The following is a 25,703-nucleotide window of genomic DNA, read 5'->3' on the forward strand; positions in this document are numbered from 1 at the left end:
AGACGTGATAGGGCGGCGGCCATTCCTCGCTGCAACACATTGGCCATTCCCATGCCCGCTGACGTCCGCCCCATCGCCCGCGCCCTGCTTTCGGTCTCCGACAAGACCGGCCTCGTGGCGTTCGCCCAGCGGCTTGCCGCCAAGGGGATCGAACTCGTCTCGACGGGGGGGACGCGCAAGGCGCTCGCCGAGGCGGGGCTGAAGGTGCTGGACGTCGCCGACCTGACCGGCTTTCCCGAGATGATGGACGGGCGGGTGAAGACGCTGCACCCCGCCGTGCATGGCGGCATTCTCGCCGTTCGCGACGACGCCGCCCACCGCGCCTCGATGCAGGAGCACGGCATCAGCCCGATCGACCTGGTGGTGGTGAACCTCTATCCCTTCGAGGCGACGGTGGCGCGCGGCGCCGGATATGACGATTGCGTCGAGAACATCGACATTGGCGGCCCCGCGATGATCCGCGCGGCGGCGAAGAACCACGCCGATGTCGCGGTCATCGTCGATTCCTCGAGCTATGAGACGGTCCTCGCCGAGATCGAGGAGAAGGGCGGCACCACGCTGGTGACGCGCCGCAAGCTGGCGCAGCTCGCCTATGCCCGCACCGCCACCTATGACGGGGCGATCGCGAGCTGGTTCGCCGAGGTCGAAGCCAAGGAAGCTGCGGCCAAGGAAGCCGAGGCCAAGGCGGAGGAGGTCGCGGCGCCGCAGAGCCGCGTGTTCGGCGGCCGCCTCGCGGAAGCGCTGCGCTATGGCGAGAACCCGCACCAGCAGGCCGCCTTCTATGTCGGCGGCGCGGCCCGTCCGGGCGTCGCCACGGCGCGCCAGCTTCAGGGCAAGGCGCTCTCCTACAACAACCTCAACGACACCGATGCCGCCTTCGAGGCGGTGGCCGAATTCGACCCGGCCCGCGCCCCGGCGGTGGTGATCGTCAAGCATGCCAATCCGTGCGGCGTGGCGGAGGGCGCGACGCTGGTCGAGGCCTATCGCAAGGCGCTGGCCTGCGACCCGACCTCTGCCTTCGGCGGCATCGTGGCGCTCAACCGCACGCTCGATGCGGATGCCGCCCGCGCCATCGTCGAGATCTTCACCGAGGTGATCGTGGCGCCCGACGCCACCGAGGAAGCCGCGGCGATCGTCGGCGCCAAGAAGAACCTGCGCCTGCTCGTCACCGGCGCGCTGCCGGATCCGCGCGGTCCGGGGCTCGCGGTGAAGTCGCTGGCCGGCGGCTATCTCGTGCAGTCGCGCGACAATGCGGTGGTGGACGACATGGCGCTGAAGGTCGTCACCAAGCGCGCGCCGACGGCCAAGGAACTGGCGGACCTCGCCTTCGCCTTCCGCGTGGTGAAGCACGTGAAGTCGAACGCCATCGTCTATGCGAAGGACCTCGCCACGGTCGGCATCGGCGCGGGGCAGATGAGCCGGGTGGATTCGGCGCGCATCGCCGCCCACAAGGCGCGCGACGCGGCGGCGACGGCCGGCCTCGCCGAGCCGCTGACCAAGGGCAGCGTCGTGGCGTCCGACGCCTTCTTCCCCTTCTCCGACGGGCTCATCACCGCCATCGAGGCCGGGGCGACCGCCGTGATCCAGCCGGGCGGCTCGATCCGCGACAACGACGTGATCGCGGCGGCGGACGAGGCGGGCATCGCCATGGTGTTCACCGGCGTGCGCCATTTCCGCCACTGAGTCGCGGCGTTCCGGGCGCGATACGAAAAAGGGCCGGCGGATGCCGGCCCTTTGCTTTTGTAACGGCTTTCGCGTGGCTCAGAAGCGGTAGGTCACGCCGAGACCGACGATCCACGGATCGAGATCGGCCTTGCCGGTGAGCTTCTGGCCGGCGACGGTGACGTCGAAGTCCGGCTGCAGGAAGAGCTTCTTGAGGTCGACGTTGATGCCCCAGTGCTCGTCGAGCATGTAGTCGAAGCCGACCTGCAGCGCCCAGCCGAACGTGTCCTTCACGTCCAGCGCGTCGGCGGCGGCGGCCTTCTGGTCGAAGAAGAAGGTGTAGTTGATGCCGGCGCCGATATAGGGCTTGAAGGCGCCGAAATCGGTGAAGTGGTACTGCAGGGTCAGCGTCGGCGGCAGCAGCCAGACTTCGCCGATCTTGCCGAGATTCGAGATCGTGCCGGCGCCGTCGATGTCGTGGGGCGTCACGCCGAGGATGAGTTCGGCCGCCCAGTTCTTCGTGAAGTAGTAGGTGATGTCGAGCTCGGGCACGACGGAGCTCGAATAATCGAGATCCGAGCCCTGAACGCCGTGCACCTTGCCCCCGTCATCGGGAATCACCCCGAGCAGGCGGACGCGAATCTGCCACGGGCTCTGCTCCTCGACCGGCGGCGGCGCCTTGTAGACCGGCGCGGCGGCGACGTCCGCGGCCATGGCCGGCGCACTGGCGAGCGGCGCGGCCAGTGCGAAAAGCGCTGCGAGCGCAGAGAGTTGATTGATGGCTGATCGATGCATCGGCATGCCCAAACCCCTTGAATCCCCAAGCCCCCGTGAGCGGGACATGGGTTATCAGTGGGGCGCGGGGGCATCGACGAGCTTGATCGAAATCAAGGGCCGGCTAGTCTTCAGCGGCTGTGACATGACAGCAACAGACAGGTGGTAGAGAAACCACCGCTTGAAAAGCCGCGCAGGAGAACGATGCGCAGGTGCATCGCGGACCATGCGGCAGGGTGACGGAAATCGGGGATGGCTATGGGTGTCGAAGGGTTCTTCGCCAGCGAAGACGAGCGCGTCGCGCGCAAGCTGGTCGAACAGGCCGATCTTGTCCTTGGGGCGACGGACGCTCACGCGCCGCCTCATTTCGCCAGCTTGCTGTTCGGCCGGGCGGTGGCCGAGGACGCCCGGGTCTACACCGCCCACGAGCTCGCCAGCCTGGCCGGGCTCGCCTATGGCCATCTCGCGGCCCGGCAGCCGGGCCGTTTCGACATCCGCATCGTGCAGCCCCACGCGGTGGAGGGCGGCGAGCGGTTGGGACGGGTGTCGGTCGTCGAGATCGTCAATGACGACATGCCGTTCCTGCTCGATTCCGTCATGGCGACGCTGACCGCGCAGGGGCTCACGGCGAGTTTTGTCGTGCACCCGATTCTCGCCGTGGAGCGCGACGGGGCAGGGGCCCTGCTGGCGGTCGCGGCAAGCGAGGCGCGGGGGACGATGACCGGCGAGGCGGCGGCCGGTATCCGCCCGCACCGGGAAAGCTTCATCCATATCCACGTGCCGCGCATCGAGGACGAGGGTCGGCGTGCGGCGCTCGTCGACGAGCTCACCCTCGTGCTCGATCAGGTGCGTACGGCCGTCCATGACTGGCAGCCGATGATGGGGCAACTGCGCGATGCCGTCGCCAATCTGTCGCGCGCGCCGGTGCCGCAGGAGGACCGCGACGAAGCGGTCGCTTTCCTGGAATGGCTCCTCGACGGGCGTTTCACCTTCCTCGGCTGCCGTCACTATCAGGCGGCCGGTGGCCCGGCGGGGATGCCGCAGTTCGAGCGGCGTATGGAGAATGCCTTCGGCCTGCTGGCGGACGAGGATTTCCGCCTGTTCCGTCGCACCGACGACACGCGCAGCGTGAGCGCCGACCTGCGCGAGGTGCTCGCCGATCCCAGCCCGTTGCTCGTCACCAAGTCGCGCATGGTCTCCAGGGTGCACCGGCGCGTGTGGATCGATGTGGTGCTGATCAAGCGCTATGACGAGCAGGGGCAGGTCATCGGCGGCCTGTGCATCGCCGGCCTGTTCACCGCCACCGCCTATACGAGCTCCGTGCACACCATTCCGATGCTGCGCCGGAAGGCGGCGGGCGTGCTGGCGCGCGCCGGCTTCGCGCCCGACAGCCATTCCGGCCGGGCGCTGGTGAAGGTGCTGGAGACCTATCCGCGCGACGACCTGTTCCAGATCGACACCAACCTGCTCTTCCAGTTCGCGCTGGCCATCCTCCAGCTCGACGAGCATCCGCGCGTGCGCGTCCTGGCGCTCAACGAGCGTTTCGACCGCTTCGTCTCCGTGCTCGTCTTCGTGCCGCGCGACCGCTACGGGTCGGAGGTGCGCGAGCGCATCGGCGACCTGCTGGCGGAGAGCTTCGGCGGCCAGGTCGCGACCTTCCGGCCGCTGTTCATGGACGGGCCGCTGACGCGCGTTCACTTCATCATCGAGCGCGATCCGGGCGCGATGCCGAAGGTCGACCGCGCCACGCTCGAGGCGGGTATCTCCGACATCATCCGCACCTGGGGCGACGGTTTCAGCGAAGCCGTCGCCGCCGCCTTCCCGGCGAACGTCGCGAGCGGTCTGCTCCAGCGCTACGGCGAGGCGTTCCCGGCCGGCTTCCAGTCGAGCTACACGCCGGAAGAAGCGGCGGCCGATGTGCGGCTCATCGAGCGTCTGGGGCCGGAAAGCCCGGTGGCGGCGGATTTCCGCGCGCCCGCGCTGCGCGAGCCCGACCGCGTGGGGCTGAAGGTGCTCAGCTACGAGGTGCCGCGCCTGCTCTCCGAGCGCGTGCCGCTGCTGGAGGCCATGGGCTTCATCGTCATCGACGAGCGCACCTTCACGGTGCGGCCGGAAGACGGCGCGCCGGTCTATGTGCACGACATGGTGCTGGCGCGGCGGGGCGGCGGTCCCATCGCCCTCGACACGCTGGAGGCGCGCCTGCACGCGACGCTGATGGCGGTGCTGCGCGGCCATGGCGAGAGCGACGGCTTCAACGCGCTGGTGCTGAGCGCCCAGCTCGGCTGGCGCGACATCGTGCTGCTGCGCACGCTCGCCCGCTATCTGCGCCAGGTCGGCATCCCGTTCAGCCAGGACTATCTGTGGGCGACGCTTAACGCCCATCCGGCCATCGTGCAGAAGCTGGTGGCGCTGTTCCACGCCCGCTTCGATCCCGCCCATGCCGAGCATCGCGACGAGCGGCAGGCGGCGATCCGCGAGGAAATCGAGACGGCGCTGGTCGATGTGCAGAGCCTCGACGAGGACCGCATCCTGCGCCGCTTCGCCAATCTCGTCGAAGCGGCCGTGCGCACCAATTTCTACCAGCAGGGCAGTGAGGGCGGGCACCGGCCGACGGTCGCCATCAAGTTCCTCAGCCACAAGGTGGAGGGTCTGCCGCTGCCGCGTCCGCTGTTCGAGATCTTCGTCCATTCGCCGCGCGTGGAGGGCATCCACCTGCGCTTCGGCCGGGTGGCGCGCGGCGGCCTGCGCTGGTCCGACCGACCGCAGGATTTCCGCACGGAGGTGCTGGGTCTCGTCAAGGCGCAGCAGGTGAAGAACGCGGTCATCGTGCCGGTGGGCGCCAAGGGCGGCTTCGTGCCCGCGCAGCTTCCCGCCGGCCCGCGCGAGGCGATCCAGGCGGAAGGCGTGGCGGCCTACAAGCTCTTCGTCTCCAGCCTGCTCGACGTCACCGACGATATCGAGGGCGGCGAGACGGTGCATCCGGCGCTGACCGTGCGCCATGACGAGGACGACCCCTATCTCGTCGTCGCCGCCGACAAGGGCACGGCGACCTTCTCCGACACCGCCAACGCGCTGTCGCAGGAGCGCGGCTTCTGGCTGGACGACGCCTTCGCCTCGGGCGGCTCGGTCGGCTACGACCACAAGGCGATGGGCATTACCGCGCGCGGCGCCTGGGAGGCGGTGCGCCGGCACTTCCGCGAGCTGGACACCGACATCCGCGTGACGCCTTTCGCCGTGGTCGGCGTCGGCGATATGTCGGGCGACGTGTTCGGCAACGGCATGCTGCTGGAGAACACGATCAGGCTGGTCGCCGCCTTCGACCACCGCGACGTCTTCCTCGATCCGAACCCGGATCCGGAGCTGTCGTTCCGCGAGCGGCAGCGGCTGTTCTCCCTGCCGCGTTCGAGCTGGCAGGATTACGACAAGTCGCTAATCTCGGCCGGCGGCGGGGTGTTCCCGCGCTCGGCCAAGAGCATTCCGCTCAGCCCGGAGGTGCGCGCGGCCCTCGGCTTCGACAAGAACGCCGCTTCGCCGGCGGAAGTGATCAGCGCCATCCTGCGCGCGCCGGTGGACCTGCTCTGGTTCGGCGGCATCGGCACCTATGTGCGCGCCTCGGGCGAGACCGACGCGCAGGTGGGCGACCGCGCCAATGATGCCATCCGCATCACCGGCGGCGAGGTGCGGGCCAAGGTGATCGGCGAGGGCGCCAATCTCGGCGTTACCCAGCGCGGGCGCATCGAGGCGGCGCGCCGTGGCGTGCGGCTCAATACCGACGCCATCGACAACTCGGCCGGCGTGAACACCTCCGACGTCGAGGTGAACATCAAGATCGCCATGGGCCCGGCGCTGCGCGAGGGACGGCTCGACCCGCAGAGCCGCGCGCAGCTTCTCGCCGGCATGACCGACGAGGTGGCCGGGCTGGTGCTGCGCAACAACTACCTGCAGACGCTCGCGCTGTCGCTGGCCGAGCGGCACAGCCTGGACGAACTGGGCTTCCTGCAGCGGCTGATGCAGCGGCTGGAGGCGCGCGGGCTGCTCGACCGGGTGGTCGAGTTCCTGCCTGCCGACGCCGAGATCAACGAGCGGCGCGGGCGCGGGGAGGGGCTCACGCGGCCGGAACTCGCGGTGCTGCTGGCCTATGCCAAGCTCACCGCCCATGCCGACCTGCTCGACACCGGCGTGCCGGACGACCCCTATCTCGCGCGCGAACTCGCGGCCTATTTCCCGGCGGAACTGCGCGAGCGCTTCCCCGAGGGCATCGAGGGGCACCGGCTGCGGCGCGACATCATCGCCACGCGGCTGTCCAACGCCATGATCAACCATGGCGGCCCCGCCTTCGTCGCGCGGCTGGCGGACGAGACCGGGGCGGGCATCGAGTCGATCGCCAAGGCCTTCGCGGTGGTGCGCGACGGTTTCGGCCTCACCGCCCTCAACGGCGAGATCGATGCGCTGGATGGGCGCGTGCCCGGCGCGGTACAGCTCGACCTCTACGGCGCGGTGCAGGAGATGCTGCTCGACCGCGCCGTCTGGTTCCTGCGCAATGTCGATCTCCGGCGCAGCCTGGACGAGCTGGTGGCGCATTACGCGGCCGGCATCGCGCCGGTGGAGCAGGTGCTGAGCGGTCCGGTGCGCGAACTGCTGCCCGAGGAGGCGCGTGCCCTCTACGATGCCCGCGTCGTGCAGTGGACGCAGGCGGGCGTGCCCGAGGTGCTGGCCCGCAAGATCGCCCGCCTCTCGGCGGTGGAGAGCGCCACCGACATCGTGCTCATCGCCGACCGCACGAAGGCGCCGCTGACGGAAGTGGCGGTGACTTTCTTCGCCGTCGCGCTGCTGTTCCGGCTCGACCGCGTGCTCGGCGCGGCACGCACCCTCTCGGTGGCGGACTATTACGACCGGCTCGCCATGGAGCGGGCGCTCGCCGCCTTCGAGATCGCGGTGCGCCGCCTCACCGCCGAGGTGATCGAGGCGCACGGCACCGGCGCGGAGGGTGTCGCCGCCTGGGCGGCCGCGCGCGGCGAGGTTGTGGAGCGTGCGCGCAACGGCGTGCACGAGATCGCCGGGTCCGGGCTCAGCGTCTCCAAGCTGTCGGTGGCGGCGAGCCTGATCGGCGATCTGGTACGCGGGTGAGGCCGACCGGGCGGGCTGAGGCTCGCCCGGTTCTTTCCCCGTATGCAGGCTTCACGCCTGCCGGGCGATGGTGCCGATCACGTTGACCAGAACCCGCGAGGCAGTGAGGGCCGACAGGCCGTCCCTATCGGCGGGCGGGTAAAGCTCGACGAGATCGAACCCCGCGATCCGGGCGCGCCGGCCGAGGCCCGCGATCAGGTCGATCACTTGCGTGTAGGTGAGGCCGCCGGGCGTGCGCGCCGCCACGCCCGGCATGATGCCGGGATCGAGGCCGTCGCAGTCGAGGGTGACGACGACCCGCGCGTCTTCCGGGATATGCCGCAGGGCGGCTTCGACGCCCTGCGCGTGAATCTCGCGGGCCGTCACGAAGCGGCTGCCGTAGCGCCGCGCCGCCTCGATCTCCGGGCGTCGCGCGCTGCCGACGCTGCGCAGCCCGACCTGCACGATGCCGGCGACATGGGCCATTTCGCTCGCCCGCCGCATCGGGCTCGAATAGCCGTGGCGTTCGCCATGAACCTCGTCGCGCCAGTCGATATGGGCGTCGATCTGCAGGATCCAGACCGGCCCGTGTTCCGCAAAGGCGGCGAGGAAGGGAATGGGCACGGAATCGTCGCCGCCGAGCAGGATCGGAACGGCCGGCAGGGCCAGGATCTCGCGCGTCTTCACCTCGATCCGGGCTCGATTGCCGGCATTGTCGCGCGGCGTGGTCGGGACGTTGCCGGCGTCGATGCAGCAGACCGGCTCGCCGTCGAACAGCGGGCCGCCGAGATCGAAGTCCCAGTGTTCCACAAGCCCGGCGTCTTCCTGGCTCGCCGCGCGGACGGCAGCGGCGGCCAACGCGTAGCCGCCGCTGTCCTGTCCGGGATAGGTGCTGCCGTGACCGGCGCCGAAGATCACCGCACGAGGCATGCGACCATCGGAGAGGCGATCAGGAAAGCCGAGAAAGGAAGGCGAGGCGATCACTCCCGATGGTCTGGCCGTGGGGTCGACGGGCGCAGGGGGCGGCACGGCCCCCTGTCCGCTACGCTGCCGCGTGCTTCTTGTTCTGCCGGTGCGAGATCAGGTCGTCGACGACCGTCGGGTCGGCGAGCGTCGAGGTGTCGCCGAGATTGCCGAACTCGTCCTCGGCGATCTTGCGCAGGATGCGGCGCATGATCTTGCCCGAGCGCGTCTTCGGCAGGCCGGGCGCGAACTGGATGAGGTCCGGCGAGGCGATGGGGCCGATCTCCCGCCGCACCCAGTTCACCAGCTCCTTGCGCAGATCCTCGGAGGGCTCCACGCCGTCCATCAGCGTCACATAGGCATAGATGCCCTGGCCCTTGATGTCGTGGGGGTAGCCGACCACGGCGGCTTCCGAGACCTTGGGATGGGCGACGAGGGCGCTTTCCACCTCGGCCGTGCCCATGCGGTGGCCGGAGACGTTGATCACGTCGTCGACGCGGCCGGTGATCCAGTAGTAGCCATCGGCGTCGCGCCGGCAGCCGTCGCCGGTGAAGTACTTGCCGGGATAGGTGGAGAAATAGGTCTGCATGAAGCGCTCGTGGTCGCCGTAGACCGTGCGCATCTGGCCGGGCCACGAGTCGGCGATCACGAGGTTGCCCTCGCAGGCGCCTTCCAGAACGCCGCCCTCGGCGTCCACCACCTGCGGGATGACGCCGAAGAAGGGGCGTGTGGCCGAGCCGGGCTTGAGCCGCGTGGCGCCCGGCAGCGGGGTGATGAGGATGCCGCCGGTCTCCGTCTGCCACCAGGTGTCGACGATGGGGCAACGCTCCTCGCCGACCACGCGGTGATACCACTCCCACGCCTCCGGGTTGATCGGCTCGCCGACCGAGCCGAGCAGGCGCAGCGAGGCGCGCGAGGTCTTGGTCACCGGCTCGTCGCCCGCCTGCATCAGCGCGCGGATGGCGGTGGGGGCGGTGTAGAAGATGTTGACCTTGTGCTTGTCGATCACTTCCCAGAAGCGGGAGTTGGTCGGGTAGTTCGGCACGCCCTCGAACATCAGCGTGGTGGCGCCGTTGGCGAGCGGGCCATAGACGATGTAGCTGTGGCCCGTGACCCAGCCGATATCGGCGGTGCACCAGTAGACGTCGCCCTCGTGGTAGTCGAACACGTACTGGTGGGTCATCGAGGCGTAGACGAGGTAGCCGCCCGTCGTGTGCAGCACGCCCTTGGGCAGGCCGGTCGAGCCCGAGGTGTAGAGGATGAACAGCGGGTGCTCCGCCTCCACCGGCACGGCGGGGCATTCGCTGGTCACGAGGTCGGCGGCCTCGTGGTACCAGACGTCGCGGCCGGGCTTCATGTCGACGCTGCCGCCGGTGCGCTTGACCACGATCACATGGTCGACCTCGACGTCGGACGCCTTGGCGATGGCGGCGTCGACATTGGCCTTCAGCGGCACCTTGCGCCCGCCGCGCAGGCCTTCGTCCGTGGTGATGATGACCTTGGAGCCGCAGTCGCGGATGCGGCCGGCGAGGCTGTCCGGCGAGAAGCCGCCGAACACCACCGAATGGATGGCGCCGAGCCGCGCGCAGGCAAGCATCGCATACGCCGCCTCGGGGATCATCGGCATGTAGATGGTGACTCGGTCGCCCTTCTCCACGTTGCGATTGCGCAGCACGTTGGCGAAGCGGCAGACCTCGTCGTGCAACTCTTGATAGGTGATGCTGCGCGACTGCGAGGGGTCGTCGCCCTCCCAGATGATGGCCACCTGGTCGGCGCGGGTGGGCAGATGGCGGTCGATGCAGTTCCAGGCGACGTTGGTCACGCCGTCCTCGAACCATTTGATCGAGACGTTGCCGGGGGCGTAGGAGGTGTTCTTGACGATGGTGTAGGGCTCGAACCACTCGATCCGCTTGCCCTCCTCGCCCCAGAAGCCCTCGGGATCGCGCACGGACGCCTCGTACTTCGCCCGGTAGGCGTGATCGTCCAGGAAAGCGCGCTTGGCCCACTCCGCGGGCACGTCGTAGATCTTGTCGGACATGGCGTTTCTTCCCCTTCAGGCAGGCGCTGACGCGCCTCTCTTGCTTCGCCCGGATTATGGTGACCCGGCACAGGGCCGACAAGCGCGTGGGCGCGCGACTTTGGTCGGTATGTAATCGTGCGGATCAGCCGCCGGTCCGCCCGCGCGGGCGCCAGACGCTGGTACGCTTGATCTCCGTGTCCTCCAGATCGCGCGAGACCGGCACGCCGTATTCGGCGATTTTCTCCAGCCTCTCGCGCGGCAGATAGGAGCGGCCGGGATCGCCGATCCACACATCGGCCCCGCGCGCCGCAAGGCTTTCCAGCCAGGCGAAGACACGTTCGGCGAGGTCCCGCTCATAGGCGATGTCGCCCGCCAGCACCACGTCCCAGCCGCCGTCGATCCCCACGATATCGGTGGCGAGGACGGTAATCCCGCAGGTTGTGCCGGGAGTCGCATCGACAGTAGCGTTTCGCGTAGCGTTCTCAGTCGCATTGAGTGCTATCGCGGCGTGCGCGAAGCGATCGATGTCCGCCGCCTCGACCGCCCGCGCGCCCGCCCTGCCGGCGGCGATGCCGACGAGGCCGGAGCCGGCGGCGAAATCGAGGATGCGCTTGCCGCGCACGATCTCGGGATGGTCAAGAACATGCCGGGCGAGAGCCTGCCCGCCGGCCCAGGCGAAGGCCCAGTAGGGCGGAGGCAGGCCGATCTCGCCCAGTTCCTCCTCGGTGCGCTGCCAGATGGGCAGCGATTCCTCGGCGAGATGGAGGAGGATCTCCGGCACCAGCGGCGGCGCGATGAGGCGCGTCTGCTCGCGAATGAAGGCGTGCGGGTCGGCGGCGGTGCGCGGCGTCACCGCGTGCCGCCGGCCATTTCCAGCACGATCTCCCATTCCCGGTCGGTGACCGGCTGGACCGACAGGCGGGAATATTTGAGAAGCGCCATCTCGGCGAGGCGGGGCTCGGTCTTGATGTCGGCGAGCGAGACCGGATTCTTCAGCGGCTGGACCGCCTTGAGGTCGACCATGACGAACTTTCCGGTCGGGTCGGAGGGATCAGGATAGGCTTCCTTGATCACCTCGACGATGCCGACGATCTCCTTGCCCTCGTTCGAATGGTAGAAGAAACCACGGTCGCCGGTCTTCATGGCGAGAAGCTGCTGCTTGGCGAGATGGTTGCGCACGCCGTCCCAGTGGGTGCCCTTCGCCCCGGCGGCGACCTGCTGGTCCCAGGACCATTTGAAGGGTTCGGACTTATAGAGCCAGTGCGCCATTTCCAATCCTCGTGAACCTCATCGTGAGGAGCCGACTCGCATTCCTATTTTACCCCGGCATCGCCGTCATCCCCGGGCGCGGGTCGGGAAACCGCGACTTGCCGCGTGCCCGGCTGAACCGAAGGCGTGGATGGCCGGGACAAGCCCGGCCATGATGAACTTCCAAGCATCCCGGTCGTGAATTACGGGTCAGGCACTCAGGACGAGGCTGATCTTGATCTCACGCTTCCGCTTTCTGGGGGCGGGCCAGCAGCGACCCGATCGCCTGTTCGATATCGCTGCGCCCGGCCAGCACCGCCTCGACGGCGCGGGCGATGGGCATGTCGACGCCCCGCGCCTGCGCCATCGCCACCAGCACGGCGGCGGTCAGCGCCCCCTCGGCCAGCTTGCCGGTGGGGTGGAGCCCTTCGTTGCGGCCGAGGCTGAGGCCGAGCGCGTAGTTGCGCGACTGCGCGGTCGAGCAGGTGAGGATGAGGTCGCCGAGGCCGGAGAGGCCGGTCAGCGTTTCCGTGCGGGCGCCGAACGCCTTGCCGAAGCGCATCAGCTCGGCGAAGCCGCGCGCGATGAGCGCCGCGCCCGCCGAGGCGCCGAGCTGCCGCCCGCCGACGATGCCGGCGGCGATGGCGAGCACGTTCTTGGCCGCGCCGCCGATCTCGACGCCGCGCACATCGTCGCTGTGGTAGAGCCGGAACGAGGACGAGCCGAGGGCGGTGGCCAGACCTTCCGCCACGCCGAGGTCCCGCGCCGCCAGGGTGACGGCGGTCGGCAGGCCGGCGGCGACGTCCGCCGCGAAGCTCGGGCCGGAGAGGATGGCGGGCGTCGCGCCGGGGCACGCCTCGGCCAGCACCTGCGTCATGAACAGCGAGGTGCCGCGCTCGATGCCCTTGGCGCAGGTGACGACCGGGGTACCGGCCGCCAGATGCGGGGCCAGCGCGTGGGCGACCTCGCGGCTCGCCTGAGCCGGCACGACCAGCAGCACCGCGTCGCAGCCCGACAGGGCGGCGAGCGAGGCGGAGAGGGTGATGGAATCGGCCAGCCGGACGCCGGGAAGATGCGCCGGGTTGGTGCGGCTGCGGGCCATGGCCTCGACGGCTTCGGCGTCGCGGCCCCACAGCACGACCTCGCGCCCGGCGCGGGCGGCGGCGTTGGCGAGCGCCGTGCCCCAGGCGCCGGCGCCGACCACGCCGATGGTGGAGAAGCGTGCCGGCATCAGTCGGCCGGCCCCGTGGTGCCGGGTCCCGTGGCACCGCGCTCCGTGGCGCCGCGTTCCGCGCTCTCGATCTCGCCCAGCGGCCAGCGGGCGCGGGGGGAGACGTCGAGCCCGTCGACGAGGCCGCGCGCCATGCGCTCGGCGCCCGCCCAGGCGATCATGGCGCCGTTGTCGGTGCACAGCTCCGGCGGAGGCACGGCGAGGCGCGTGCCGCCATCGGCCGCCACCTTGTGCAGCACGCGGCGCACCGCCTGATTGGCGCCGACGCCGCCGGCGAGCACGAGGGCGTGGGGCTTCAGCCCGCGCTCGCGCATCACCCGCAGGGCGCAGCGCACGCGGTCGGCGAGGATGTCGACGACGGCGGCCTGGAAGGAGGCGCACAGGTCGTTCACATCCTCCTCGCCCAGCGGCGCGATCTTCAGCGCCTCCAGCCGCACGGCGGTCTTGAGGCCGGACAGCGAGAAATCCGGCACCGGCTTGCCGTGCAGCGGGCGCGGCAGGGCGAAGCGGCTGGCATCGCCCTTGAGCGCCGCGCGCTCCACCGCCGGCCCGCCGGGATAGGGCAGGCCGAGCATCTTCGCGGTCTTGTCGAAGGCCTCGCCGATGGCGTCGTCGATGGTGCCGCCGAGCTTGGTGTATTCGCCGACCCCGGTGACGGCGACGAGCTGGGTGTGCCCGCCCGAGACGAGCAGCAGCAGGAAGGGGAAGGGCACCTTGTCGGTCAGCCGGGCGGTCAGCGCGTGCGCTTCCAGATGGTTGACGGCGACCAGCGGCTTGTGGGCGGCGAGCGCCAGCGCCTTGGCCGTGGTGAGGCCGACGATGACCCCGCCGATGAGCCCCGGGCCGGCGGCGGCGGCGATGCCGCTGAGCTCCGGCAGGCCGAGGCCGGCCGCGCGCAGCGCCCGCTCGATCACATGATCGAGAATTTCGACATGGGCGCGGGCGGCGATCTCCGGCACCACGCCGCCATACTCGGCATGGTCCTGGGTCTGCGAATGCACCACGTTGGACAGGATGGTGCCCGTGCCGTCCCCACGCCGGCGCACGACCGCGGCGGCGGTTTCGTCGCAGGTGGTCTCGATGCCGAGGAGGAGAAGATCGCTCATTGACTTTATATGGTTGGACGGTGATCTGAACCTGCACCGAACCGCTAGCACCGCAGGACCGCATGACGCAATCGCTTCCCAAACTCCGGCTCGGCACGCGCGGCAGCCCGCTGGCGCTCTGGCAGGCCCATGCGGTGCGCGATGCCCTCGTGAAGGCGCATGGCTGGCCGCAGGAGGCGGTCGAGGTGCAGGTGATCCGCACCACCGGCGACGCCATCACCGATCGCGCGCTGGCGCAGGCCGGCGGCAAGGGGCTTTTCACCAAGGAGCTGGAAGAGGCGCTGCTGGACCGGCGAATCGATCTCGCCGTGCATTCGGCCAAGGACATGGCGACGCGCCTGCCCGACGGGCTGCACCTCGTCGGCTACCTGCCGCGCGCGGATGTGCGCGACGCGCTGATCCTGCGCGAGGGCTCCTCGCTGCGCGACCTGCCGCCGGGCGCGAAGATCGGCACCGCCTCGCTGCGCCGGGAAGCGCAGCTGCGCCGGGTGCGGCCGGACCTCCAGGTCTCGCTGCTGCGCGGCAATGTGCACACGCGGCTCGGCAAGGTGGAGAGCGGCGAATTCGACGGCACGCTGCTGGCGCTCGCCGGGCTGACCCGGCTGGGCCTCGCGGACAAGGCGAGCGCGGTGCTGGACGTGACCGACTTCCTGCCGGCGGTGGGGCAGGGGGCGGTCGCCATCGAGACCCGCTTCGGCGACATCGCCGTCGACGCGCTGATCGTGCCCGTGGTGTGCCCGGCGACCGGGCTCGCGGTGCGGGTGGAGCGCGCCTATCTGGGCGAGCTGGACGGCTCCTGCCGCACGCCGATCGGCGGGCTGGCGGAGGTGATCGGCGACGAGATCCGCTTCCGCGGCGCGGTGCTGTCGCCGGACGGCACGCGCTATTACGAGATCGTGCGCTACGGCTCGACCTCGCGGGCGCTGGAGCTCGGCATCGCCGCCGGGCAGGAGATGCGCGCCATGGTGCCGCCCGAGCTGATCCCGAGCGGGACGTGATGCGGGTGCGATGATGCGGGTTCTGGTGACGCGGCCGCGGCCGGACGCCGAGGCCACCGCCGCGCGGCTCGCCGCCGCGGGGCATCAGGCGATCGTCGATCCGATGCTGGCCGTCGAGCCGATCCCTGACGCCCGCCTGCCGGAGGGGCGTTTCGACGCGGTGGCGCTGACCAGCGTGAACGGCGCGCGGCTGCTGGGGGCTCGGTTGCTGGAGGCTCGGCCGGAGCGGACGGCGCTCGCCGGCCTGCCGCTCTACGCGGTCGGGCGGCGCACGGCGGCGGCGGCGCCGGGAGGCTTCGCCGATGTGCATGTGGCCGGCGGGGACGGCGTGTCGCTGGCGGCGCTGCTGCGGGCCGAGCTGCCACGCGGGGCACGCCTGCTCTATGTGGCCGGCGAGGACCGGGCCATCGATCTCGGCGCGGCGCTGGCGGGCGACGGCATTTCCACCGAACTCTTCGTGATCTACCGCGCGGTACCGGCGGCGGGACTGGCGGCGGACACGCTCGCGGCGGCGGCGGCGGGGCGGATCGACGCCGCCTTCCATTTCTCCCCGCGCACCGCCGCGACGCTCGCCGCGCGGGCGAACGAGGCCGGGGCGGCGGCGCATTTCCGCCATATCGAGCATCTGTGCTTCTCGGCCAATGTGGCGGCGCCGCTGAAGGCGGCCGGCTGGCCGACCCGGGTCGCCGCCGAGCCGACCGAAGAGGGCTTGTTCGCGCTGCTTGGCCGGTAAAACATGGGGGCTCTCCCGAGGTTGCGGGCGGGGGACAGGCGGTCTATCCGGGAACCAGGGGCGGCCCGGCGCTTTATGACGGCAGAGGTAAGCACGTGGCGAAAGACGATCCGACCAGCGGCGCGAAGGACAAGGCGGGAACCGGCGGCAAGCCCTCGCGCCGCGCGCCGCCGACCCTCGACCTTTCCGCCAAGGATGTGACGCCGGTCTCCGACGACGCGGCCACCGCCGAGCCGCTGCCCGGCGAGAACGCGAAGCCGGCCGATGATGGCGGTGTGCCCGCTGAAAGCGCCTCCGCCGAAAGCACCCCGGGTGACGCGGCTTCCGCCGCCGGGGACGTGCCGGTGCTGGATGTGGAAGCCGAGCCGGAGACGCAGAATGGCCGACCTGGCGACGCCGCGCCGGAACCCCGGCCGGAGCGCCGGCTCGGGCTGATCGGCGGCATCGTCGCCGGGCTGGTTTCGGGCGTGATCGGCGGGGCGGTGGCCTTCGCCCTCGTCTCCGCCTTTTACGGCGCCGATCAGAATGTCGATGCCATCACCGAGCTGGAGGCGCGCGCGCTCGATCTGCGCCAGCGCGTCGAGGTGCTGGAGTCCCGTGCCGGGGAGGCCTCGGCGCTGGACGCTTCCGCCCCGCAGGAACTGGCGACGCGGCTCGATGCGCTGGAGAGCGGGCTCGACGCGCTCGGCCGCAAGGTCGAGACGCTGCCCGCCCCGGCGCCCGCCGAGGGCGCGGCGCCGACCGCCGCCGTCTCGGTGGAGGATGTCGCGGGGCTGGCGAACCGTGTCGGCGCGCTGGAAGGCCGGGTGACGGCGATCCCCGCGCCGGTCGTGCCGCCGCCGGCCGCGTCTCCGGCCGATCTCGACGCCGCCCGTTCGCGCATCGCCGCGTTGGAGGAGAGGCTCGACGCCGTCGCCACCGCCCAGAAGGCGAGCGGGCAGGGAGCGGCCCAGCTCGTGGCCCTGCGCGCGCTGCGCGACGCGGTGGCGAGTGGGCGGCCCTTCGCCATGGAACTCAAGGCCTCGCGGGCGCTGCTCGGCGCCGAGGGGGCGCCACTCGCGACGCTTGAGCCGGCGGCGGCGGAAGGCTTTCCGTCCGCGTCGGCTCTGGCCGCGCGGCTGAAGACGGCGACCGCTCCGGCCGAGACCGCTCCCGCTCCCGCCACGGCGGAGGGCGGCGTGGTCGAGCGGCTGATGCGCAGCGCGCAGGGCCTCGTCAGCGTGCGGCGCTCGGACGACGCGGCGGCCTCGCCCGGCCTCGCCCGGGCGGAAGCCGCGCTGGCGCGGGGCGATTTCGCCGGTGCCAAGGCGGCGCTCGCGGCGCTGCCGGAGACGGAGCGCGCGGCGGCCCAGCCGGTTATCGCCGTTCTCGACGCCCGGCAGGCGGCGCTCGACGCCATCGCCGGGATCGACCAGCATGTGCTCGCCACGCTCGGGGGAGGCGCCCAGTGATACGGCTCGTCGTCTATCTGCTCGTCCTTTCCCTCATCGCCTTCGGCGTCGCCTGGCTGGCGGACCGTCCCGGCTCGGTGACGATCGACTGGCAGGGCTGGCAGATCGAGACCAGCATCCTCGTCGCGGCGAGCGCGCTGCTGGCGCTGCTGGCGGCAACCATCCTGATCTGGACGGCGCTGCGCATGATCGTCCGCTCGCCCGACCTGATCGCCTTTTCCTGGCGCGCCCGGCGCCGCAACCGGGGCTGGACGGCGGTGTCGCGCGGCCTCGTGGCGGTCGGCTCCGGCGACGCGGTGGGCGCCCGCCGGGCGGCCAACGACGCCGAGCGGCTGCTCGGCCGCGAGCCGCTGACCCAGCTTCTCGCCGCGCAGGCGGCGCAGCTTTCCGGCGATGCGGTGGGCGCGGAAGCGGCCTTCCGCTCGATGACCGAGGCGCCCGGCACGCGCCTGCTGGGCCTGCGCGGCCTGCATGTGGAGGCGCGCCGGCGCGGCGATGCCGGCGCCGCCCTGCTGGCGGCGGAGGAAGCCGCGCGCCACGAGCCCGGCCTTGCCTGGGCGGCGGACGCGGTGATCGAGGCGCGCTGCCTCAATGGCGATTTCGCCGGGGCGCTGGCCATGCTGGAGCGCGAGGCCGCGCATGGCGGGCTCGACCGGGCGGCGCATCGCCGCCGGCGGGCGGTGCTGCTCGCCGCGCAGGCGCAGGCGGTGGAACTTTCCGACCCTGTGACCGCACGCGAGAAGGCGGTGGAGGCGACCCGCCTCGCGCCGACGCTGGTGCCGGCCGCCGAGGTCGCCGGCCGGCTGCTCGGCGCGGCGGGCGACGCGCGCAAGGCCGCCAAGATCATCGAGGCGGCCTATGCCGCCACCCCGCATCCCGACCTTGCCGACGCCTATCTGCACCTGCGGCCCGGCGATGCCTCGCGCGAGCGGCTGAAGCGCATCCGCACCCTGACCGCGCGCATGCCGGGCCACCCGGAAAGCGCCATGGCGCTCGCCCGCGCGGCGATCGACGCGCAGGATTTCGACGTGGCGCGCACGGCGCTGGCGCCGCTGCTGGGCGACCCGACGCAGCGTGCCTGCCTGCTGATGGCGGAGCTGGAAGCCGCCGAGAACGGTGATGTGGGCAAGGCGCGCGAATGGACCGCCCGCGCGGTGCGGGCGCAGCGCGACCCGGCCTGGGTGGCGGACGGCGTGGTCGCCGACCGCTGGGCGCCGGTCTCGCCGGTGACGGGCCGTCTCGACGCCTTCGAATGGAAGCTGCCGCCCGGCGTCGCGACGACGCCGATGCTGGAGAACGAGGCCGAGCGGGTGAAGGCGGCGATCGCCGCCGCCATCGAGAGCCGCCCGGCGGTGGAGCCGGCCTCCGGGCCGGTGGTCGACCTGACCGAGCCGGAGCATGCCCCGAGCCTCGCGCCGGAAGCCGAGAAGGGCGAGCCCCCCAAGGCCGATCTTCCGAAGGCTGACTTCGTGAAGCCGGAGCCGGTGCGGCCGAGGCCCGCGACGGCGGCCATCGTGACGCCGGTGGTGGCGATGCCGCATCTGCCGGACGATCCCGGCCCCGAGGATGCCTATCCGGACGAGACCATCGGCCGCTCGCGCCCGCCCTTCGGCATCTGAAGGGCGACCGCGCGCGGCGTTGAGGCGCGCGGCGGCGGGCGCAAAAAAAAAGCGCGCCGTGACGGCGCGCTGCTTCCAGGTTCGGGTCCCCGCCAGAGGCCGGCCGCTCGTCAGGCGGCCGGAGGGAAAGAACACGGTCGGAGTACATCCGTCCTGACCGTGTTCCGTCCGGCGAGGCGCTGACGAAGCGCCAACATACCGGAAGCCCTGTTCTGGCTGGGTTGAAGCATATCTAGGCAGCCGGAACGGCATTTCAAGGGGCGGGTGCGGATTTTGCCGCCGCGACGTCATTCCGGGCGCGCGGTGGCATCGTGTTCACGGCCGGGGTGGAAGACGTGGATGGCCGGGACGAACCCGGCCATGACGGCGGTGCCGTTCGGATGGCGATTTCGGGACGGTCGGCGGATCCGGGATGACGGAGGCGGCCCTTCGACCTCTCCCTGTGGGGGAGAGGTCGCTGCGCAGCGGCGGGAGAGGGGCGCATGCTGCGGAGCGGCGAAGGCTCCTCATGGGGCGACGCAGGCTTCTCACGAGGCGTCGAAGGCCCCACACCCCCAGCCCTTTCCCCGATGGGGAGAGGGAGCGAGGTCGTTCCCTCAATGCACCTGCCGGGTTGGCAGGGCGACGGGGGCGGGGCGGGAGGCGGCGCGGGTGCGGGCGCCGGGATGACCGGCGGGCGCCCGCGGGGGGCGCTCGTCGAACAGCTCGGCCAGCTTCTCGGTCATGGCGCCGCCCAGCTCCTCGGCGTCCACGATGGTGACGGCGCGCTTGTAGTAGCGGGTCACGTCGTGGCCGATGCCGATGGCGATCAGCTCGACCGGGGACTTGTCCTCGATCTGCTGGATTACCCAGCGCAGATGGCGTTCCAGATAGTTGCCGGGGTTCACCGACAGGGTGGAATCGTCCACCGGCGCGCCGTCGGAGATCATCATCAGGATGCGGCGCGATTCATTGCGCGCCAGCAGCCGGTTGTGCGCCCAGTCGAGCGCCTCGCCATCGATGTTCTCCTTCAGCAGGCCCTCGCGCATCATCAGGCCGAGATTGCGCCGGGCGCGCCGCCACGGCGCGTCGGCGGCCTTGTAGATGATGTGTCGGAGGTCGTTCAGCCGGCCGGGCGCGCCCGGCTTGCCGGCGGAGAGCCACGCCTCGCGTGCCTGCCCGCCCTTCCACGCCTTGGTGGTGAAGCCGAGGATCTCGACCTTCACGCCGCAGCGCTCCAGCGTCCGGGCGAGGATGTCGGCGCAGGCGGCGGCGACGGTGATGGGCCGGCCGCGCATGGAGCCGGAATTGTCCAGCAGCAGCGTCACCACCGTGTCGCGGAAGTCGGTGTCGCGCTCACGCTTGAAGGAGAGCGGCTGCATCGGGTCGGTGATGATGCGGTGCAGGCGCGCGGGATCGAGCATGCCCTCCTCGAGGTCGAACTCCCAGCCGCGGTTCTGCTGCGCCATCAGGCGGCGCTGCAGCCGGTTGGCGAGGCGCGCGACGACGCCGGACAGATGCACGAGCTGCTTGTCGAGATAGGCGCGCAGCCGCGCCAGCTCCTCCGGGTCGCACAATTCGTCGGCGTTCACCGTCTCGTCGAAGCGCGGGGTGAAGGGGTGGTACTCCGGCGGGCGCGGCTCGGCGGGAACGGCGTTCTGCGGGCGCCAGGGCTCGGAGCTGTCGTCGGATTCGCCCAGCTCCGCATCATCGGAGAGCTCGGAGTTGGGCTGCTCCTGCTGCTCCTCGGACTCCTCCGGATTCTGGTCGGAGGAGAGGTCGGTGTCGACCTCGGTCTGGCCCTCGGCGTTCTCCTCCTCCTCGGCGTCGCTGCCCTTGCCGGAATCGTCGTCGCGGGTGTCGTCGGCCTCGGTGGAGGGGTCGTTGTTCTCGTCGAAGGGGGCGATGTCCTCGCCCATGCCGAGCGAGGAGAGCAGGTCGCGCATGGCTTCTGCGAAGCGCGACTGGTCGTCGGCGGAATGGGAGAGCTCGTCCAGCGCCGAGGAGCCGTGCTCCTCGATGAAGCCGCGCCAGAGATTGACCATCTCGCGGGCGGCGGCGGGCGGGGCCATACCGGTCATGCGCTCGCGCAGGATGAGCGAGAGCGCGTGCTCCAGCGGGGCGTCCGAGCGGTCGGCGAGATTGGCGAAATTGGCCTTCTGGTAGCGGTCCTCCAGCATGGCCGACAGGTTGAGCGCCACGCCGTCCATGCGCAGCGCGCCGAGCGACTCGCAGCGGGTCTGCTCGGCGGCGTCGAAGGCGGCGCGGGCCTGCTGGCCCATGGGCACGAGGCGCTGGTGCACCTTGGGGTCGTGGCAGGCCATGCGCAGCGCCATGGAATCGGCGTGGCCGCGCATGATGGCGGCATCCTGCTTCGACATGCGGCGCGAGGGCTCGGGCAGGCGCGCGCGCCCGTCCGCATAGCCGGGCTTCTCGGCACCGAAGGTCACGTCGATCTCGCGATTGCCCGCGATGGCGCGCAGGCAGCCGGTGACGGCGCGCTTGAGCGGCTCGGTCGGGGCTTCCTTCGGCGGGGTGCGGGTGGTGCGGTTCGAGGTGGACATGGCAAGCCTTGAATGTTGGCATCGCTCCCCCGCCCGATCCGGCGCGGCCGGTCGGGCGGAGAGAGGGGGACGTCGCTCAGGAAAGCACGACGTTGACGGCCGACTCGGTCAGCTCCTTGCCGAAGCAGCGCTGGTAGAACTCGGCCACCAGCGGGCGCTCCAGCTCGTCGCACTTGTTGAGGAAGGTCACGCGGAAGGAGAAGGCGAGGTCCTGGAAGATCTCGGCGTTCTCCGCCCAGGTGATCACCGTGCGCGGGCTCATGACCGTCGACAGGTCGCCGTTGATGAACGCCTGGCGGGTGAGGTCGGCGAGGCGCACCATGCGGGCGACGGTGTCGCGGCCGCCCTCGGTCTGGAAGTGCTTCGCCTTGGAGAGGACGATGTCGACTTCCTTGTCGTGGGCCAGATAGTTCAGCGTGGTGACGATGGACCAGCGGTCCATCTGCGCCTGGTTGATCTGCTGGGTGCCGTGATAGAGGCCCGTCGTGTCGCCGAGGCCGATGGTGTTGGCGGTGGCGAACAGGCGGAAGGCGCCGTGCGGGCGGATGACGCGGTTCTGGTCGAGCAGCGTCAGGCGGCCGGCGCTCTCCAGCACGCGCTGGATCACGAACATCACGTCCGGGCGGCCGGCGTCGTACTCGTCGAACACCAGCGCGACGTTGTTCTGGTAGGCCCAGGGCAGGATGCCGTCGCGGAACTCGGTGACCTGCAGGCCCTCCTTCACCACGATGGCGTCCTTGCCGATCAGGTCGATGCGGCTGATGTGGCTGTCGAGGTTGACGCGCACGCAGGGCCAGTTGAGGCGGGCCGCGACCTGCTCGATGTGGCTCGACTTGCCGGTGCCATGATAGCCGGTGACCATCACGCGGCGGTTATGGGCGAAGCCGGCGAGGATGGCGAGGGTGGTCGGACGGTCGAACAGATAGTCCGGATCGACCTCCGGCACGTACTCGTCCGGTTCGGCATAGGCCGGAACCTCGAGATCCACATCGATGCCGAACACCTGACGGACGGAGACCTTCATGTCCGGCAGAGCGGGCGCTTGCGTGAGCGGGGCAGTCATTCTTCCTCCGTTGCCGCACTGATCGTCGCGGACTGGTCTGGCACACGCGCTTCCTAGCAGAAGCCCGCGCTCTTGAGGTGATTATAGGCCTGGATGACGTCGCGCAGACGGTCCTCGGTCGAATTGTCGCCGCCATTGGCGTCCGGGTGGTACTTCTTCACCAGCACCTTGAAGCGGGCCTTGATCTCTTCCGCCGTGGCGGAGACCTCGACGCCCAGCGACTCGAAGGCGCGGCGCTCCGCGTTGCGGATCATCCGGCTCTCGCGTGCCGGCTCCGGCTCGGGACGGGCGCGGCCCCCCACCTCGCCGAACATGCCGAACGGATCGCCGAAGCCGTCCGCCGAGTGCTGGCTGGCCTGCGCCGAGGCCTGGGCGCCGCCGCCGCGCGAGCCCATCTTCCAGGTGGGGCGATGGCCGGTCAGCGCGTCCTTCTGGTAGGCGGCGACGGCATCGTCCGCCATGCCGGAGAAATAATTGTAGGACTGGTTGTACTCGCGCACATGGTCGAAGCAGAAGCGCCAGAACTGCCCCTCCTGCTGCCGGCCCTTCGGCGCGCGATGAGTCGCGGCGTTGCAGCAGCCCGCCCATTCGCAGGCCGGGCCTTCCGCCTTCACGCGGCGATCACGGTCCGGCTTGACGCGGATGCGATCGAATATCGGGGAGTCGAGCTTCATGATCCGGCGATTATGCTAGGGCTGGCACAGGTATACAAGAAACCAGAGACCCGTCACCGTCCTCCCGGACGATATTGACGGGGGTGATGCGTCGGCGTACCGCATCGCTCATGAACGCGAACGCCGCCCCCTCCGACGACGCCGTGGCGCAGGCTCTCGCCCGCGTGCGCGTCGCGCTGGCCGAACTCTCCCCCACGGTGCTGGAGCTGGAGGACGAAAGTCATCGGCATGAAGGCCATGGCGGGCACCGTGCGGGTCAGCTCACGCATCTGCGCGTGCGCATCGTGTCGGAGGCGTTCCGCGGACAGGGCCGGCTGGCCCGCCATCGCGCGGTGAACGGCCTGCTCGCGGACGAGATCGCCCGCGGCCTGCACGCTCTGGCGATCGAGGCCAAGGCACCGGGGGAATAGCCGTCCGGGGAAGCCTCCCCAATATGGGAGCGGACGGCCGGAATTCCAGAGAGGGAGACGCGGGTGCGGGCCGCCTCACACCCCGGCGCGGCGCAGGGGCGCCACCCGCAGCAGGGTGACGCGGTTGCGCTGCTTGCGCATCACCTGGAAGCGGAAGCCGTGGAACAGGAAGGCCTGCCCCGGCTCGGGGATGATGCGGGCCTCGTGGATGACGAGGCCGGCGATGGTCGTCGCCTCCTCGTCCGGCAGGTCCCAGCCCATGGCGCGGTTGAGATCGCGGATCGCCACAGAGCCCTCGACGCTGACCGAGCCGTCGGGATGGCGGCGGGCGCCGGTGAACGCCTTGTCGTGCTCGTCGGTGATGTCGCCGACGATCTCTTCGAGAATATCCTCCAGCGTCACCAGACCCATCACCTCGCCATACTCGTCGACGACGAGGGCGAAGTGCTGCTTGCGGCGGCGGAAGGCCTTGAGCTGGTCGGTGAGCAGGGTGACGTCGGGCACGAACCAGGGCGGGCGGGCGATCTTCTCGACATCGAGCCTGGCGATGTCGTTGCCGAGCGTCTGCAGCTCGCGCAGCAGGTCCTTGGCGTGCAGCACGCCGACGATGTTGTCCGGCGTGTCGCGCCACAGCGGCAGGCGGGTGTAGGGCGAGGCGAGCACCTCGCGCACGAGGTCCACGGGTGGCTCGCCGGCGTCGAGCGTCGCCATCTTGGTGCGGTGGACCATGACGTCGCTGACTTCCAGCTCGCGCAGGTTCAGCAGGCCTTCCACCATGGCGAGGTCGTCGCCCACGATGCCGGCGGCGCGGCGCAGCGCGTCGAGCGCCTGCTTCAGTTCATCGTTCTCCGGCGGCTCCGCGGGCGGCGGCTGCTGCGCCGGCCGAGCGGGTGGACGGCCCTTGAGCCAGTGCTTCAGGCCGTTGAGCGCCGGGGCCCGGCTCATGGATGGGCGCCCCCGGCGCGCTCCGCCTCCAGGAAGCTGCGCACCGCGGCCGGGTCGACGTCGCGGGCGATGAAGCTCTGGCCGATGCCGCGGGCGAGGATGAAGGTGAGGGCGCCGCGCGAGACCTTCTTGTCCTGCGCGATGAGGTCCATCAGCCCGTCCGTGTCGGGCAGCTCGCCGGGAATGTCGGCGATGCGGGTCGGCAGGCCGACCGCCTTGAGGTGCGCCGCCACCCGCTCGGCGTCGGCCGGCGCGCACAGGCCCTGCGCGGCCGAGAAGCGGAAGGCCTGCGCCATGCCGATGGCGACCGCCTCGCCGTGCAGCAGGCGCTGGGAGAAGCCGGCGCCGGCTTCCAGCGCATGGCCGAAGGTGTGGCCGAGATTGAGCAAGGCGCGGTCGCCGGTTTCCTTCTCGTCGCGGCTGACCACGGCGGCCTTGGAGGCGCAGCTGGTGGCGATGGCCTCGATGCGCGCCGGCCCGCCGCCGAACACGTCCTGCCACTTGCGTTCCAGCCAGGTGAAGAAGGGGGCGTTGTCGATGAGCCCGTATTTCGCCACCTCGGCATAGCCGGAGCGGAACTCGCGCAGCGGCAGCGTGTCGAGCACCCCGGTGTCGGCCAGCACGAGGATGGGCTGGTGGAAGGCGCCGATGAGGTTCTTGCCGTGGCGCGAATTGATGCCGGTCTTGCCGCCGACCGAGGAATCGACCTGCGCCAGCAGGCTGGTGGGAACCTGCACGAAATCGACGCCGCGCCGCAGCGCCGCCGCCGCGAAGCCGGCGAGATCGCCGACCACGCCGCCGCCCAGCGCCAGCACGAGGTCGCGCCGCTCGATGCGGGCGGCCAGCAGGCCGTCGAGCACCTGCTCCAGCACCGCGAAGCTCTTCGATTTCTCGCCGGGCTCGACGATGACCGGGGTGGGAACGAGGCCGGCGGCGCGCAGGGATTCCTCGACCGTGCCGAGATGGCGTTCGGCGACGTTGCGGTCGGTGACGATGCCGACCCGCGCGCCCGGACGCAGCGCGGCGATGCGCGCGCCCGCCTGCGCCAGCAGGCCCGGCCCGATGACGATGTCGTAGGAACGATCGCCGAGGCCGACGCGCAGCTGCGTCACGTCGCTGGGAAGGGTCGTCGCTGCGGGAAGGGGCATGGCGGCCTC

The 25,703-nt window shown here is 70.8% G+C and carries 18 protein-coding genes and 1 pseudogene; 7 read left to right on the forward strand and 12 right to left on the reverse strand.

Annotated elements, in window-relative coordinates; translation table 11 throughout:
* Window positions 1-51 precede the first annotated feature (51 nt).
* Entirely contained in the window at window positions 52-1,683 is a 1,632-nt protein-coding gene (gene purH, locus FO470_RS17655) for a bifunctional phosphoribosylaminoimidazolecarboxamide formyltransferase/IMP cyclohydrolase (protein WP_144344299.1), read from the forward strand.
* Window positions 1,684-1,761: 78 nt separating this feature from the next.
* Here the strand turns inward: purH and FO470_RS17660 are convergent, their stop codons facing one another.
* Window positions 1,762-2,442 (reverse strand): OmpW/AlkL family protein, encoded by a 681-nt coding sequence (locus FO470_RS17660; protein WP_418655067.1) that lies wholly within the window; start codon window positions 2,440-2,442, stop codon window positions 1,762-1,764.
* A 252-nt stretch (window positions 2,443-2,694) separates the two neighbouring features.
* Between FO470_RS17660 and FO470_RS17665 the strand changes: the two genes are divergently transcribed.
* The gene (locus FO470_RS17665; protein ID WP_144344414.1) at window positions 2,695-7,563 is read left to right on the forward strand and encodes an NAD-glutamate dehydrogenase; all 4,869 of its coding nucleotides are present in this window, start codon (window positions 2,695-2,697) and stop codon (window positions 7,561-7,563) included.
* Between the two features lie 51 nt (window positions 7,564-7,614).
* Here the strand turns inward: FO470_RS17665 and FO470_RS17670 are convergent, their stop codons facing one another.
* The 6 genes from FO470_RS17670 to tsaD all read right to left on the reverse strand — a co-directional run bounded on the left by FO470_RS17670 (window position 7,615) and on the right by tsaD (window position 14,110).
* On the reverse strand, window positions 7,615-8,526 hold the full coding sequence (locus tag FO470_RS17670) for an agmatinase (RefSeq protein WP_144344300.1): 912 nt from the start codon (window positions 8,524-8,526) through the stop codon (window positions 7,615-7,617).
* A 58-nt stretch (window positions 8,527-8,584) separates the two neighbouring features.
* The gene (acs, locus tag FO470_RS17675) at window positions 8,585-10,543 is read right to left on the reverse strand and encodes an acetate--CoA ligase (RefSeq protein WP_144344301.1); all 1,959 of its coding nucleotides are present in this window, start codon (window positions 10,541-10,543) and stop codon (window positions 8,585-8,587) included.
* Between the two features lie 124 nt (window positions 10,544-10,667).
* The gene (locus FO470_RS17680) at window positions 10,668-11,378 is read right to left on the reverse strand and encodes a class I SAM-dependent methyltransferase (protein ID WP_144344302.1); all 711 of its coding nucleotides are present in this window, start codon (window positions 11,376-11,378) and stop codon (window positions 10,668-10,670) included.
* Window positions 11,375-11,794, reverse strand: a complete 420-nt coding sequence (locus tag FO470_RS17685; RefSeq protein ID WP_144344303.1) for an EVE domain-containing protein — start codon at window positions 11,792-11,794, stop codon at window positions 11,375-11,377. Before FO470_RS17685 ends, FO470_RS17680 begins: the two co-directional genes overlap by 4 nt.
* A 220-nt stretch (window positions 11,795-12,014) precedes the next feature.
* Window positions 12,015-13,004 (reverse strand): NAD(P)H-dependent glycerol-3-phosphate dehydrogenase, encoded by a 990-nt coding sequence (locus FO470_RS17690; RefSeq protein WP_144344304.1) that lies wholly within the window; start codon window positions 13,002-13,004, stop codon window positions 12,015-12,017.
* Window positions 13,004-14,110 carry a tRNA (adenosine(37)-N6)-threonylcarbamoyltransferase complex transferase subunit TsaD gene (gene tsaD, locus FO470_RS17695; protein WP_246659627.1) on the reverse strand — a complete coding sequence of 369 codons (1,107 nt, stop codon included), beginning with the start codon at window positions 14,108-14,110 and terminating at the stop codon, window positions 13,004-13,006. Before tsaD ends, FO470_RS17690 begins: the two co-directional genes overlap by 1 nt.
* Window positions 14,111-14,172: 62 nt before the next feature.
* Between tsaD and hemC the strand changes: the two genes are divergently transcribed.
* From hemC to FO470_RS17715, 4 genes are all read left to right on the forward strand, one after another.
* The gene (gene hemC / locus FO470_RS17700) at window positions 14,173-15,108 is read left to right on the forward strand and encodes a hydroxymethylbilane synthase (protein WP_144344305.1); all 936 of its coding nucleotides are present in this window, start codon (window positions 14,173-14,175) and stop codon (window positions 15,106-15,108) included.
* A gap of 10 nt (window positions 15,109-15,118) precedes the next feature.
* Entirely contained in the window at window positions 15,119-15,841 is a 723-nt protein-coding gene (locus tag FO470_RS17705; protein ID WP_246659628.1) for a uroporphyrinogen-III synthase, read from the forward strand.
* A gap of 95 nt (window positions 15,842-15,936) precedes the next feature.
* The gene (locus tag FO470_RS17710) at window positions 15,937-17,292 is read left to right on the forward strand and encodes a COG4223 family protein (RefSeq protein ID WP_144344306.1); all 1,356 of its coding nucleotides are present in this window, start codon (window positions 15,937-15,939) and stop codon (window positions 17,290-17,292) included.
* The gene (locus FO470_RS17715; RefSeq protein ID WP_144344307.1) at window positions 17,289-18,911 is read left to right on the forward strand and encodes a heme biosynthesis protein HemY; all 1,623 of its coding nucleotides are present in this window, start codon (window positions 17,289-17,291) and stop codon (window positions 18,909-18,911) included. The genes FO470_RS17710 and FO470_RS17715 overlap by 4 nt, the downstream gene beginning before the upstream one ends.
* A gap of 596 nt (window positions 18,912-19,507) precedes the next feature.
* Here FO470_RS17715 and cobT read toward each other — a convergent pair.
* The 3 genes from cobT to FO470_RS17730 form a co-directional block, all read right to left on the reverse strand.
* Entirely contained in the window at window positions 19,508-21,454 is a 1,947-nt protein-coding gene (cobT, locus tag FO470_RS17720) for a cobaltochelatase subunit CobT (RefSeq protein WP_144344308.1), read from the reverse strand.
* Between the two features lie 76 nt (window positions 21,455-21,530).
* Window positions 21,531-22,517, reverse strand: coding sequence for a cobaltochelatase subunit CobS (gene cobS / locus FO470_RS17725; protein ID WP_144344309.1), 987 nt, complete (start codon window positions 22,515-22,517; stop codon window positions 21,531-21,533).
* A 53-nt stretch (window positions 22,518-22,570) separates the two neighbouring features.
* Window positions 22,571-23,191 (reverse strand): J domain-containing protein, encoded by a 621-nt coding sequence (locus tag FO470_RS17730; protein WP_144344310.1) that lies wholly within the window; start codon window positions 23,189-23,191, stop codon window positions 22,571-22,573.
* Between the two features lie 110 nt (window positions 23,192-23,301).
* Here FO470_RS17730 and FO470_RS17735 point away from each other — a divergent pair, with 110 nt between their 5' ends.
* Window positions 23,302-23,601 carry a BolA family protein gene (locus FO470_RS17735; protein ID WP_144344311.1) on the forward strand — a complete coding sequence of 100 codons (300 nt, stop codon included), beginning with the start codon at window positions 23,302-23,304 and terminating at the stop codon, window positions 23,599-23,601.
* A gap of 75 nt (window positions 23,602-23,676) precedes the next feature.
* On the opposite strand, the pseudogene FO470_RS17740 reads toward FO470_RS17735, so the two are convergent.
* Window positions 23,677-24,444: pseudogene (locus tag FO470_RS17740) on the reverse strand (transporter associated domain-containing protein); the annotation flags it as partial.
* A 98-nt stretch (window positions 24,445-24,542) separates the two neighbouring features.
* Window positions 24,543-25,694, reverse strand: a complete 1,152-nt coding sequence (gene aroB, locus FO470_RS17745; RefSeq protein WP_144344416.1) for a 3-dehydroquinate synthase — start codon at window positions 25,692-25,694, stop codon at window positions 24,543-24,545.
* Window positions 25,695-25,703 lie beyond the last annotated feature (9 nt).

Origin of the sequence: Ancylobacter moscoviensis (assembly GCF_007559435.1) — a bacterium.
Classification (GTDB): Bacteria; Pseudomonadota; Alphaproteobacteria; order Rhizobiales; family Xanthobacteraceae; genus Ancylobacter; species Ancylobacter moscoviensis.

Coding starts and splice junctions, on each gene's coding strand:
- purH (WP_144344299.1), top strand. CDS start 52: ATGCCCGCTGACGTCCGCCCCATCGCCCGCGCCCTGCTTTCGGTCTCC.
- FO470_RS17665 (WP_144344414.1), top strand. CDS start 2,695: ATGGGTGTCGAAGGGTTCTTCGCCAGCGAAGACGAGCGCGTCGCGCGC.
- acs (WP_144344301.1), bottom strand. CDS start 10,543: ATGTCCGACAAGATCTACGACGTGCCCGCGGAGTGGGCCAAGCGCGCT.
- FO470_RS17685 (WP_144344303.1), bottom strand. CDS start 11,794: ATGGCGCACTGGCTCTATAAGTCCGAACCCTTCAAATGGTCCTGGGAC.
- FO470_RS17690 (WP_144344304.1), bottom strand. CDS start 13,004: ATGCCGGCACGCTTCTCCACCATCGGCGTGGTCGGCGCCGGCGCCTGG.
- tsaD (WP_246659627.1), bottom strand. CDS start 14,110: ATGAGCGATCTTCTCCTCCTCGGCATCGAGACCACCTGCGACGAAACC.
- hemC (WP_144344305.1), top strand. CDS start 14,173: ATGACGCAATCGCTTCCCAAACTCCGGCTCGGCACGCGCGGCAGCCCG.
- FO470_RS17705 (WP_246659628.1), top strand. CDS start 15,119: ATGATGCGGGTTCTGGTGACGCGGCCGCGGCCGGACGCCGAGGCCACC.
- cobT (WP_144344308.1), bottom strand. CDS start 21,454: ATGTCCACCTCGAACCGCACCACCCGCACCCCGCCGAAGGAAGCCCCG.
- cobS (WP_144344309.1), bottom strand. CDS start 22,517: ATGACTGCCCCGCTCACGCAAGCGCCCGCTCTGCCGGACATGAAGGTC.
- FO470_RS17730 (WP_144344310.1), bottom strand. CDS start 23,191: ATGAAGCTCGACTCCCCGATATTCGATCGCATCCGCGTCAAGCCGGAC.
- FO470_RS17735 (WP_144344311.1), top strand. CDS start 23,302: ATGAACGCGAACGCCGCCCCCTCCGACGACGCCGTGGCGCAGGCTCTC.
- aroB (WP_144344416.1), bottom strand. CDS start 25,694: ATGCCCCTTCCCGCAGCGACGACCCTTCCCAGCGACGTGACGCAGCTG.